The organism is Thermomonas sp., from assembly GCF_035369645.1.
In the GTDB taxonomy this organism is placed as follows: domain Bacteria; phylum Pseudomonadota; class Gammaproteobacteria; order Xanthomonadales; family Xanthomonadaceae; genus Thermomonas.
In genome coordinates this window covers 38,490-50,767 of record NZ_DAOOUM010000015.1, presented here as the reverse complement: position 1 = coordinate 50,767, position 12,278 = coordinate 38,490, and the positions used below count along the sequence as shown (strand labels likewise).

Below are 12,278 nucleotides of genomic sequence, written 5' to 3'. Positions count from 1 at the left end.
CTGGATCTGCGTGTTGAAGCCGGCGAGAAGGCCTACATCAAACCCGCACCACCCGCCAAGGAAGCCCCATGACCTGCACACGACTTGCTCTGCTGCTGTGCGCGCTGCTGCTGCCAGTGGCCCACGCCGCGCCACAACCCAGCCCGCCGGTTGCCGCTGCCGCCACGCCTGTGCAGCGCCCGCTGCTGTGGAAAGTGTCGGATGCCGACAATGCCGTGTATTTGCTGGGCTCGTTCCACTTGTTGAAAGCCGATGACTACCCGCTGCCGGCGGAGATAGATCGCGCATTCGATGACAGCCAACAAGTACTGTTTGAAGTTGACCCAGCGGCGATGACTGCGCCTGAAACCATGACCAAGATGCAGCACTACATGGGTTACGACAATGGCAAAAGCCTGAGTCAGGTATTGCCCAAACCCACGTTGGAAAAATTGAACACCCTGCTGGCCGCCGGCGGTGGCTCGGTGCAGGCGGTGGAGCAGCAAGAACCATGGGCGGTGAATCTGGCCTTGGTGCTCAGCGTCAGTCAGGCACTGGGTTTTCGCCCCGAGTTGGGGATGGATCGGCAATTGATGGAACGCACCGCCAAAGCCGGCAAACCCGCTGCAGGACTGGAAACGATCGACGCGCAATTGCAGGCGATGGATAGCATCCCGTATGCCGAACAAAGCCAAGGCATTGGCGAGTTTCTGGCCGACCCGCAAAAAGCCATCCACCAACTCAATGACATGCACGCATGGTGGCGCGCTGGCGATGTCGAAAAATTAGACAGCGGCATGCGCGCCGACATGGCCAGCAAAACCCCGGAAAGCTATCGCCTGCTCGATGTGCAACGCAATTTGAATTGGCTGCCAAAAATCCAATCCCGTCTGGACGGCGTGAAATCCGGCAACACCTTGGTCGTGGTCGGCGCATTGCATCTGCTGGGCAATGACGGCCTGCTGGAACTGCTGCGCGGCAAGGGTTACAAGGTCGAGCGGGTGTGTGATCGTTGTACGTTGTGAAGGTCGCCAACCTAATTTTGAACGCAAGCCTTCAACCCGCCGTCGCCACCGGCAAGTGCAAGGTGGCGATGTAGCGGCCGTTTTCGATACGGGATTCCACCCGGCCGCGGCCGTCGGTCATGGCGTGAACGCGCTCGCGGGCGGAGCTTAGGCCCACCGCGTGGCCGGCGCTGGGTGCGGCGGCGGTGGGCAGGTCGTTGGCAACGATGATGTCGATGTGCTGGGCGCTGTGCTGGATGTGCACGTCCAGTTTGCCGCCGCCGGGTAAACGTTCGATGCCGTGCCGGATCGCGTTTTCAACCAAGGGTTGGATTGACAGCGATGGCACGTTGACTGCGGGCAATTGCGCTGGGATCTGCCAGTCCAATTGCAGACGCGGGCCAAAGCGCAGGTGTTCGATTTCCAGATAGCGATGGGTCAGCGCCAATTCTTCGGCCAAGGGGATCAGTTGCGGGCCGCGCAACGCGCTGCGAAACAAATCCGCCAAGTCCAGCAACAGGCGTTCGGCGGCATCGGGCTGGGCGTGCACCAGTGCCGCCCCGGTGTTGAGTGTGTTGAACAAAAAATGCGGGCGGATACGGGCTTGCAGGGCTTCCAATTCCAACTGTTTGGCGCGTACCGCCAATTGCCGCGAGCGCCAATAATTTTGATAGGTCAACAGCCCAATCAGGCCCACCACCACCGCCAACGCAAGGATGCGCAAAATAAAGTCATTGCGCGATGCCGGCGCATTGCCGCTCATGCCCAGCACACTCCACGCGGCCGTGGCCACCAACAGGCTCATGCCCAAAAACATCGCCAAGCACACCCACGCCATGCGCAGGGCCGGCAGCTTCGCAATTTGCCGACGTAGCAAAAACAAAGCACACAAGGTACCTAGCACCACCCATTGCACGCCCAACGAGGCCAGCCCGAATTGCACCAGGCGATCGCCGCCTTGGGTGGGTGCCAAGGCCAGCAAGGCGGCCAAGGCTTCGCCGCTCAACACCACCGCCATCAAGGCAGGTGGACGCCAGAGGGCCGCCAAGGGGTCGGTATGCGGTGTTGTCATCTTGCGCAGGGTAGCCGGGAATGCCTCAGCCGGCGACTACGCGCAATTGAATCCCCAGCCCCAGCATGTCCTCCGGCTCGTTTTCCAAGTCGGCACGCAGCAAGGGGTGCGAGTGCAGCCAGCGTTTGTCGATGCGCAGGCTCAGAACGTCGTCATTGGCTTTCAGCTGTAGGCTGGGCGGCACATCGTCGCCGCGTGCGCGATGCAGCAACACCGCAAGCCGCAACAGGGCAGCACTGTGGCGGGCATTGGCCAGCAGCCGGTCGGGGATCGCTTCAAATGCCGATTTGGGGATGCTGCGACGATGGGTGCGCACCAACGCGGCAAGCGTGCGCTGGCCTTGTTGCGAGAACCCGGCGATATCCGAATTGGCCAGCACATAGGCTCCATGCGTGTGGTAGCCGCTATGCGCAATCGCCAGCCCAATCTCGTGCAGGCGTGCGGCGCGTGACAACATCGCGCGGTCATCGCTGCGCAATTGCCAAGCATTGGCCACTTGCTCGAACAGCAGCATCGCGGTGGCGTTGACGCGCTGGGCCTGCGCAAGGTCCACGCCGTAGCGGTGACTCAAGGCGGCCACCGACACCTCGCGGGGGTCATCGGCACCGCCGCGCCCCAGCAAGTCGTACAGCACACCTTCGCGCAGTGCGGCTTTGCTGACTTGCAGGCGCTCGATGGCGAGGGTGGAAAACAGCGCTTCCAGCACCAAGACCCCGCCGGCGATGATCGGACGGCGCTCGTCGGACAGGCTGGGTAGATCGATGGCATCGATGTGATCGGCTTGCAGCAGGCGGTCGCGAATTTGCGTAATCGCGTCGCGGGTGATCGACCCTTTGCTTAGCTTCATTGCAACGCAAATATTGCCGATGGCCTTGTGCGTGCCCGAGGTGCCGATGGCTTCGTCCCAGCCCAGTTGCCGATAGGTGGCGGCAAATTGCTGCATCTGCGCGCCGATCTCGGTCAGTGCGGTGTTCCAGCGCTTGCGTGACAGTTTGCCGCCATCAAAAAACCGCCGGGTACTGGCAATGCAGCCCACTTGCAGGCTTTCGCGCTCCAGTGGCTCGAAGCCGCGGCCGATGATGCATTCGGTGGAGCCGCCACCAATGTCGATGACCAGCCGCTTTTGGCCTGCTTGTGGCGGTTGTTCATGGGCCACACCCAGATACACCAAGCGCGCTTCCTCGCGCCCGGAAATCACATCAATGGCATGCCCCAGCGCGGCTTCCGCCGGCACCAGAAACATGTCTGGTGAGCGTAGCTGGCGCACGCTATTGGTGGCCACCACGCGGACATGGCGCGCCGGGATATTGGCAATACGCTGTCCAAACCGCGACAGGCTGGCCAAGGCGCGATCCCGCACACTGGGCGATAGACCGCCCAGTGCATTCAAGCCTTCGGCCATGCGCACGGTCTCACGCAGGCGGTCCACCACCCGCAACTGACCCAACACGCATTGCGCCACCACGATGTGAAAGCTGTTGGAACCAAGATCCACCGCGGCCAGCAAGTCGCCGTCACGCGGGGTGATGGCGGTGCTGGGCAGGCGGGCGTTCATTCTTGCATTCATGCTGACATTATTGCCGCTCACACGTACAACGCATCCAAGAGTGACAATTGTGCCGAAAATGGCGCGTCTTCCGGCCCTGGCACGCAGCGCTGATAACGGCCATCTGCCAGTAACTGCCAAGCGTTTTGGTTATCGGCAAGATAATTCAATAGACCTTCGTGTAGCACCCGATCGGCCAGTTGCGCATCCAAAATCGGGAATGCGGTTTCCACCCGCCGCAGCAGGTTGCGTTCCAGCCAGTCGGCGGAGGAGCAATACAGTTCCGGGCTGCCGTCGTTGCCAAACCACCACACGCGGTGATGCTCAAGAAAGCGCCCCACCACCGAGCGCACGCGGATGTGCTCGGACACCCCGGCAATGCCGGGCCGCAAGGCGCAGGCGCCACGCACGATCAGGTCGATTGCAACCCCGGCTTGCGAGGCTTCGTACAAGGCACGCACCACTTGCGGCTCGTTCAAGGCATTGATCTTGGCGATGATCCGCCCGGGCTTGCCGGCGCGGGCCAGTGCGGTTTCGCGGGCGATGCGTGTCAGTACGCCTTTGTGCAGGGTGAATGGCGATTGCAGCAGGCGTGCCAGAGTCAGAGGGGCGGCCAGCCCGGACAATTGCTGGAAGATCAAATGCACATCGTTGCCGATTTCCGGATGCGCGGTCATCAGGCTGAAATCGGTATAAGCGCGTGCGGTGCCGCTGTGATAATTGCCGGTGCCCAGATGCACGTAGCGTCGCAGCAGCGCGCCTTCGCGGCGCACGATCAGCAACATCTTGGCATGGGTCTTGTAGCCCACCACGCCATACACCACTTGCACGCCGGCATCTTGCAGGCGGTCGGCCAACCCCAAATTGGCTTCTTCGTCAAAGCGTGCACGCAACTCAACCACCACGGTGACGTCTTTGCCGTTGCGTGCCGCTTGGATCAATTGCTCGACAATTAGCGAGTCCTTGCCGGTGCGATACAAGGTTTGCTTGATCGCCAACACATCCGGATCGTGCGCGGCCTGTTGGATCAACTCCAGCACCGGCGTAAACGCATCAAAGGGATGATGCAGCAACACATCACCTTGGCGGATGGTATCGAACATATTGTCGATATCGCGCAACGGACGTGGTTGGAATGGGCGGAACTTCAATTCCGGGCGCTTGACCAAGTCATACACCTGCACCACCCGGTTGAGGTTGACCGGGCCGTTGATCTTGTACACCGCATTGGCGGGTAATTCGAAATTGGCCAGCAAGGTGTCTACCACGTCTTGTGGGCAGCGTTCGTCGATCTCCAATCGCACCGCACGCAAGTAGCCACGGCCCAGCAATTCATCCCGCAGTGCCAGCGCCAGGTTGTCCACGTCGTCTTCATCGACGATCAATTCGGAATTGCGGGTCACCCGAAATTGGTGCGCGCTTTTGACATGCATGCCCGGGAACAATTCGTGCACAAATTCAGACAGCACCGAGCTGAGAAATACGAAGTCGTGGTAGTTGTCGCCATCGCCATCTTGATCGGGCAGACGGATGATGCGTGGCAGTGAACGCGGTGCTCGCACAATGGCCAGATGCCCTTCGCGGCCGAAGGCATCCTTGCCTTCCAGCAGTACCACCACATTCAGTGATTTGTTGAGAATTTTTGGAAACGGGTGCGCGGTATCCAAGCCCAGTGGCGACAGCACCGGCATGATTTCGTCATTGAAATATTGGCGCAGCCAGTCGCGCTGGGTCTTGTTCCATTGCTCGCGCTGCAACAGGCGAATGCCGGCATCGGCCAACGCTGGGCGCAGTTCGTCGTAAAAGCAGCGGTATTGCGCATCCACCAATTCGGCGGCGCGCTCATGGATGCGGTTGAGCAGCAGCGAGGGGTCTAACCCGTCCATACCGGCGGGTAGGCCAAATTCCACCGCGTGGCGGACGGCACCGCCGCGAATTTCGAAAAATTCATCCAGATTGGTGCAAGAAATGCACAAATAGCGCAGACGCTCCATCAGCGGCACGGCGGGGTCTTGCGCCTGCGCCAATACCCGGAAATTGAAATCCAGTTGGCCGAGTTCGCGGTTGGCATACAGCGCAGGATCGCGCAGCAACGAGGTGGTTTCGGAGGTCATCTGGAAATACCGGAAAGCGAATGAGGCGTGCGCGCAAGCACGTGGTTGGCATCGAATCGGCACAAAAACGTGCTGCCTTTTTCGACTTCACTGGTGATGTTGAGCTGGGCGCTGTGCAGGCCCAACACATGCTTGACGATGGCAAGCCCAAGCCCGGTGCCGCCGGAGTCACGCGAGCGGCTATTGGAGACGCGATAAAAGCGTTCGGTCAGGCGTGGCAGGTGCACGGCAGGGATGCCGGGGCCGGTGTCTTGCACTTCAAGATTGGCGCCGCCGTCTGCATTGCGTACAAACCGCAAATGGATACTGCCGCCGTCGGGGGTGTAGCGCACGGCATTGCTGACCAAATTGGAAAACGCACTATGCAGTTCCTTGTTGGCTCCGCGCAGGTCAACCTGTGCGGTGTCTTCCAGGGTGATCCGGTGCCGGCCTTGGCTGAGGGCTTCGGCTTCGCGCAACAAGCTGGCCAGCAGCGGTGCCATCGCCACCACTTCTTCTTGCAGGCTGTCGCGTGCATCCAACCGCGATAGGGTGAGCAAGTCTTCAACCAGCCGGGTCATGCGCAGCGATTGCCGACGCATTTCCTCCAGCATGGGTGCCCATTGCGGGTTGTCACCTTCGTCCAGCATTTCCAGATAGCCATGCACCACTGTGAGCGGGGTGCGCAGTTCGTGCGAGACATTAGCCACGAAGTCGCGGCGCATCTGTTCCACCCGCATGGTTTGGGTGATGTCACGCGCGATGAGTAGCCAGAATTCTTCCGAATAGGGCAATAGCCGCAATTGCAGACGCAGGTTGGGGTCGGCAGGCGAGGGCACGTCGTTCATGGGCTCGGCATTGCGCCCTGCCGCCAGCCACGGGGCCATCGGCAAGCCGGATAATGCAGTGGCTACCGGCGCATTGCGATGTTCAGGGTGACGCAAACCCAATAACGTCGTTGCCGCGGCGTTGAACCACAAAATGCGCTGTTGGTTACGCTCCACCACCACCACGGCATCCGGCAGTACATCGGCGGCAGCGCGGTAGGCGCGCAACATGGCCAATAACCGACGTTTGCGGATGCGCATTTCGGTTTGGCCGCGATACAACAAGTGATCCAATGCGCTCCAGATGCCTTGGCCTGGCTTGGGTTCAAGGCGGCGGCGCGCGGTCAGGCGTTGTTGCACGCCCAGTAATTTCCAGTAATGCCACGCCACCACCGCTAGCGAGGCCAGGGTCAATGCCGGCCACGGCTGTCCTATTGCAAGGCCCAGTAATAGTGCTGCAGCCAGTATCCCAGCCAAGAGGGCCAAGGTGCGAAACCATGCGTGATGGGAAGCAGAAGCCATGCGCCAAGTATCCGTTGTTATGGCGTGCCCTGCATGCAGGGCGACTGGCTCAGGCCGAAGCCGAGAAGCGGTAGCCGGCACCACGCACGGTTTGCACCATGGCATCCAGCGCGTGCGGCTCCAGGGTTTTGCGCAGGCGGCGAATATGCACATCCACTGTGCGTTCTTCCACATACACACTGCCGCCCCAAACGTGGTCAAGCAGCTGTGTGCGGGTATAGACGCGCTCGGCATGGGTCATGAAAAAATGCAGCAAACGATATTCGGTGGGGCCCATCGGGATCGGCAGCGCATTGCCGCCAAGGTCAGCAAAGACGCGATGCGCGGCACCATCGATGCGCAGCGCACCAACCTGCACGCTGCCGTCCTCGTCATCCTCGCGCGAGCGTCGCAGCACGGCGCGAATCCGTGCCAGCAATTCACGCGCAGAGAACGGCTTGACCACATAGTCGTCCACGCCCGCTTCCAGCCCGCCCACGCGGTCGTTTTCTTCGCCGCGCGCGGTCAGCATGATGATGGGAATGTCGCGGGTGGTGGCTTCCCGCCGCCAGCGGCGGGCCAGTTCCAGGCCACTGCTGCCCGGCAACATCCAGTCGAGCAGAATCAAGTCCGGTACACGTTCGGCAATGCACGCCTGCGCTTGGCGGCCATCGCCGGCAGTCATGGGTACGAAGTCACCTTTGCGCAAGGCAAACGCCAGCATGTCGCGGATCGCGGGTTCGTCTTCGACGATCAGGATGTGTTTTTGCATGGGCTTGCGCGGGTATCCAAACGGTTGACCCTGTTATTACACGACGGATTGGTGACAGTTTCGTGACGTGATCAGCGTGGCGTGAATTTGGCGTCGAAACCCAATTTGCCGCCGCGCACTTCTTCGTCGCGCACCCCTTGGCGATGCAGCTCCAGCACGGTGGGGGTGATTGCGGCGATGCGGGCGTCGATACGGGCGCGGGCGTAGTAGTCCAACGTCTGGTTCTTTTTCAGGTTATTGAGTTGCACCAAGGCCTGCTCCGGGCGACCGGACAAGTAGGCGGCTTCGGCCCAGGCTTCGCCAGCGCGGGCGGGGTCACCGGCGATTTCGTTGGCGCGGGCGTAGGCTTGCTGGAACGGCAGATCGGCAGCGGTATTGCCCAGCAGTGGGCGCAGCACCGCCACCGCACGCAGGCCGGCTTCGCGGGTATTGCGCTCGCCTAGCAGGCGCGCATAGGTCAACGCCAGCGCGCGGTGGGTGGGCATCCGTGCCAATAGGGTTTCAAAGCGACGCTCTGCCTCAGTGATCTTGCCGGTATGCGCTTCGGCTTCACCGATGGCGATTTGCAACCACAAACTACTAGGGTGGGCTTGGAGCAGCGGGGTCAACTCCTGCAATGCTTGTGCAGGTTCATTGGCTTGTTGGTGGGCGATGGCCAAGCCGTAACGGCTGGCATCGTCCAATGGCTTTTTGGTGCGCAGTTGCTGGTACTCGCGGATCGCCTGCGCAGGCGTGGGCGCACTGAGCACGCGCAGGCGCTCACGCGCCCATGCAAAGTCGCCGGTATCGCCTACGCCAGCACGGGTTTGCGTGGGCAACGACAGTTGCAGGCCGGGCGGCAGCAAGGGGTTGCTGCCGGGGGTGCTGCTGGTGCTGGCATGCACGGCAGGGGTGAGCTTGGCCGCGCGTTCGCGCGCTTCGCTGATGCGGGCCAAGGTCAAAGGGTGGGTTTGTAGATAACCGGGGACGGCGCTGCGCTCGTCGCCTTGGTTCATGCGCACCACCGACTGCAAGGTGACGAAGAACTCAGCCATGGCGGCGGGGTCGTAACCGGCATTGGCCAAGGTGCGAATGCCGATGCGGTCGGCTTCGGCCTCGTTGTCGCGGGTGTAGTCGATCTGGCGCTGTTGCAGCAGCCCCATGCCGGTCATCAACGCGGCCGATGCCGCATCGCCACTGGAATTGCCGCCGGCTTTTTGTGCGGCGATGATCGCGCCCAAGGTGGCCAGCAAAATCGGCAGGCTCTCGCGCTGGGCTTTTTCTGCACCGCGCAGGACATGCTGCTGGGTGACATGGGAAATTTCGTGCGCCAGCACGCCGGCCACTTCGTCTTCATGGTCGGCCGCCAACACTAGCCCGGAATTGACCGCGATATACCCGCCCAAGGTGGCAAAGGCATTGATCTGGCGTTCGCGCAGCAGGAAAAACGTGAAGCTTTGCTGCGGTTTATTACTGGCAGCGGCAAGCCGCTGGCCGACATCGTTCAACCAGCCGTCCAGCAAGGGGTCATCCAGCACATAACCTTCGTGCCGCAGTTGCGCCAGCACCATCGCGCCGTATTCGGCCTGTTTGACCGGCGACAGCAGGCTGCCTGCCGATGAGCCAATATCGGGCAGGCTGCGCTCCTGCGCGACGGCGCCGGTCGTGATGGCAAGCGCACAAGCAAAGGCAATGGGCAGTAAGCGTAGTGTCATGCGAACAGCATGCCGGTTTGGACGGGGTTTGGGGTGAATACGGCTTGAGCAACTGGAAAATCGCGCAACAATCACCATATTCGACACCAATCCCATCCAGAGGTTCCGGAGCCCGTCATGCATGACACCGAAACGCCCACCATCACTATTTACAGCACCGCCGTGTGCCCGTATTGCGTGATGGCCAAGAATTTCCTGAAAAGCAAAGGCCGCGAGTGGGTGGAAGTGCGCGTGGACGCCGATCCAGCCGAGCGTGAAAAGATGGTGGCGCTGACCCGCCGCACCAGCGTGCCGCAGATTTTTGTGGGCGATGTGCATGTGGGCGGCTATGACGACATGATGGCGCTGCAGCGCGCAGGCAAGCTCGAACCGCTGCTGGAGGGCAAGCCCGCATGAGCAGTACCGATGATCGGGTGAAGCAGTTCACCGAGTTTCGCCAGCGCATGAATCAGCGCATCCTGGACGAGCCCAACCAAGTGGTGCGGCGCTTTTTCGCGCTGGATACGCAGACCTATCAGGCCGGCGCATTGGACGTCAAAACCAAGGAATTGATGGGGCTGACGGCCTCGATGGTGCTGCGTTGCGATGACTGCATCAGCTACCACGTGGCCCAATGCAAGGATGCTGGCGTGACCCGCGAGGAGATGTTCGAAGCGTTCTCGGTGGGCTTGGTGGTGGGCGGTTCCATCGTCATTCCGCATTTGCGCCGGGCAGTGGATTTTCTCGACCAATTGGAACAGGGGCAGACCACTGCGCCAGGCGCGCACGACCACGGCTGAACCCTTGCCGTTGGAAGAGGCTATCGCCATACGCCGCAGCACGGCATCTGTCATAATCGGCGGTTATACATCCCCCACTGATCCCGCGCCAAGTGCGCGGGATCGCTTGCGATTTGGAAGACGACAATGACAACGATCACGGTGATTCGCGGCGACGGCATCGGCCCGGAAATTATGGACGCCACCTTGCATGTGCTGGATGCCATGCAATTGGGTTTGACCTACGAAGACGCCGATGCCGGCATGGTGGCGTTGGATAAGCATGGCGAACTGCTGCCGCAGGCCACCATGGATTCGATTCGCAGGAACAAGATCGCGTTGAAGTCGCCGTTGACCACGCCCGTTGGCGGTGGGTTTTCGTCGATCAATGTGGAGTTGCGCAAGCGCTTTGACCTGTACGCCAATGTGCGCCCGGCCAAGTGCTTCCCCAATACCAAGTCGCGTTTCACCGGCGGCGTGGATTTGATCACCGTGCGTGAAAACACCGAAGGTGCTTACATCGGCGAAGGTCAAGAGGTCTCGGCCGATGGCGAAACCGCGGTGTTGACCCAGAAGGTGACGCGCAAGGGCTCTGAGCGCATCGTGCGTTATGCCTTCGAGTTGGCGCGCAAGACCGGTCGCAAAAAAGTCACCATCGTGCACAAGGCCAATATCCTGAAGTCCACCTCGGGGCTGTTTTTGAAGACCGCGCGCGAGGTGGCTGCACACTACCCCGACATCGAGTGCAATGAAATGATCGTGGACAACACCTGCATGCAGCTGGTGATGCGTCCCGAGCAGTTCGACATCATCTGCACCACCAATTTGTTTGGCGACATTATTTCGGATTTGTGCGCAGGCTTGGTGGGCGGCTTGGGGCTGGCTCCGGGTGCCAATATCGGCACCGATGTGGCGATCTTCGAAGCGGTGCACGGCTCCGCCCCGGATATCGCCGGCAAGGGCGTGGCCAACCCCTGCGCCTTGCTGCTGGGTGCCTGCCAGATGCTGGATCACCTCGGCCAACCGGAGCAGGCTACGCGCCTGCGCGACGCCATCATCGCGACCTTGGAAGCCAAGGATTCGCTGACCCCAGACTTGGGCGGTAGCGGTAATACGATGGGCTTTGCGAAGGCGATTGCAACGCGGCTATAAGTGGCCCTGTGCGTGCCGGACACCATACCGGACACGTTGCCATCAACAGCAAAAAGGGCACCGCAAGGTGCCCTTTTTTTGTTCCCGATGCGGCTTGTGTCAGTTGCGTGATTGCAATTTGCCCAGCAAGCGCAGGATTTCCAAATACAGCCACACCAAGGTCACCAGTAGGCCAAATGCGGCGTACCACTCCATGTATTTGGGTGCGCCTTGTTCCACGCCTTGTTCGATAAAGTCAAAATCCAGCACCAAGTTCAGCGCGGCCACGATCACCACACCGACGCTGAACACAATGCCCATCGTGCTGGAGCCATTGATAAAACTCATGCCTTTGAAGTGAAATAGATTCAAGCCCAGTTGCGCCAGATACAGCAGGGCAATCCCACCGGTGGCGGCGACCACGCCCAGCTTGAAGTTTTCGGTGGCTTTGATCAGGCCGCTGCGGTAGGCAAACAGCAACGCCGCCAAGGTGCCAAAGGTGAGAATCACCGCTTGCGTGGCGATGCCGGGATAGCGCTGGTTGAACATGGCCGACACTGCACCCAGAAACAGCCCTTCCAAGAGTGCATAAAGGGGCGCGGTGTACATCGCCCATTCTTTTTTGAAGATGGTCACCAGCGCCACCACAAAGCCGCCAATCGCGCCGCCCCAGACATACGGCATGACCGCGCCGGGGTTGCCGGCGGCCAGTGCGGCGGCAAATTGCGACCAGCTATACAGTGCGCCGGCCAAGCACAACACCAATAGAAACGCGGTTTTGTTGACGGTGCCGTTGAGCGTCATCGCCCCGGCATTGCCTTGCACCACGGTGCCGCTGCCAAGGTCGAGGAAGGTGTTTTCAGAAAGGGCGGGGTTGCCGCTGCGCATGGCGTCGATCCTG

General features: G+C 60.8%; 11 protein-coding genes. 4 read left to right on the top strand and 7 right to left on the bottom strand.

The annotated features are described in order from the left end of the window. Window positions 1–68: 68 nt before the first annotated feature. Window positions 69–1,004, top strand: coding sequence for a TraB/GumN family protein (locus PK789_RS04640; protein ID WP_324307347.1), 936 nt, complete (start codon window positions 69–71; stop codon window positions 1,002–1,004). Between the two features lie 31 nt (window positions 1,005–1,035). On the opposite strand, the gene PK789_RS04635 is transcribed toward PK789_RS04640, so the two are convergent. From PK789_RS04635 to PK789_RS04610, 6 genes are all read right to left on the bottom strand, one after another. Beyond that, entirely contained in the window at window positions 1,036–2,055 is a 1,020-nt protein-coding gene (locus PK789_RS04635; RefSeq protein WP_324307346.1) for a sensor histidine kinase, read from the bottom strand. Window positions 2,056–2,080: 25 nt separating this feature from the next. Next, window positions 2,081–3,598, bottom strand: a complete 1,518-nt coding sequence (locus PK789_RS04630; protein ID WP_324307352.1) for a Ppx/GppA phosphatase family protein — start codon at window positions 3,596–3,598, stop codon at window positions 2,081–2,083. Window positions 3,599–3,639: 41 nt separating this feature from the next. Continuing rightward, complete coding sequence (gene ppk1 / locus PK789_RS04625) at window positions 3,640–5,715, bottom strand: polyphosphate kinase 1 (RefSeq protein ID WP_324307344.1); 2,076 nt, start codon at window positions 5,713–5,715, stop codon at window positions 3,640–3,642. Further along, a complete protein-coding gene (phoR, locus tag PK789_RS04620) occupies window positions 5,712–7,043 on the bottom strand; it encodes a phosphate regulon sensor histidine kinase PhoR (protein ID WP_324307343.1) in 1,332 nt (443 codons plus the stop codon). Before phoR ends, ppk1 begins: the two co-directional genes overlap by 4 nt. A 49-nt stretch (window positions 7,044–7,092) precedes the next feature. Further along, a complete protein-coding gene (gene phoB, locus PK789_RS04615; RefSeq protein WP_324307342.1) occupies window positions 7,093–7,794 on the bottom strand; it encodes a phosphate regulon transcriptional regulator PhoB in 702 nt (233 codons plus the stop codon). Between the two features lie 71 nt (window positions 7,795–7,865). Beyond that, the gene (locus PK789_RS04610) at window positions 7,866–9,488 is read right to left on the bottom strand and encodes a M48 family metalloprotease (RefSeq protein WP_324307341.1); all 1,623 of its coding nucleotides are present in this window, start codon (window positions 9,486–9,488) and stop codon (window positions 7,866–7,868) included. 117 nt (window positions 9,489–9,605) lie between these two features. Here PK789_RS04610 and grxC point away from each other — a divergent pair, with 117 nt between their 5' ends. The 3 genes from grxC to PK789_RS04595 all read left to right on the top strand — a co-directional run bounded on the left by grxC (window position 9,606) and on the right by PK789_RS04595 (window position 11,398). Continuing rightward, the gene (gene grxC / locus PK789_RS04605; RefSeq protein WP_324307340.1) at window positions 9,606–9,884 is read left to right on the top strand and encodes a glutaredoxin 3; all 279 of its coding nucleotides are present in this window, start codon (window positions 9,606–9,608) and stop codon (window positions 9,882–9,884) included. After that, complete coding sequence (locus PK789_RS04600; protein ID WP_324307339.1) at window positions 9,881–10,267, top strand: carboxymuconolactone decarboxylase family protein; 387 nt, start codon at window positions 9,881–9,883, stop codon at window positions 10,265–10,267. Before grxC ends, PK789_RS04600 begins: the two co-directional genes overlap by 4 nt. Before the next feature lie 126 nt (window positions 10,268–10,393). Then, on the top strand, window positions 10,394–11,398 hold the full coding sequence (locus tag PK789_RS04595; protein WP_324307338.1) for an isocitrate dehydrogenase: 1,005 nt from the start codon (window positions 10,394–10,396) through the stop codon (window positions 11,396–11,398). A gap of 99 nt (window positions 11,399–11,497) precedes the next feature. On the opposite strand, the gene PK789_RS04590 is transcribed toward PK789_RS04595, so the two are convergent. After that, the gene (locus PK789_RS04590; protein ID WP_324307337.1) at window positions 11,498–12,265 is read right to left on the bottom strand and encodes a Bax inhibitor-1/YccA family protein; all 768 of its coding nucleotides are present in this window, start codon (window positions 12,263–12,265) and stop codon (window positions 11,498–11,500) included. Window positions 12,266–12,278: the final 13 nt, after the last annotated feature.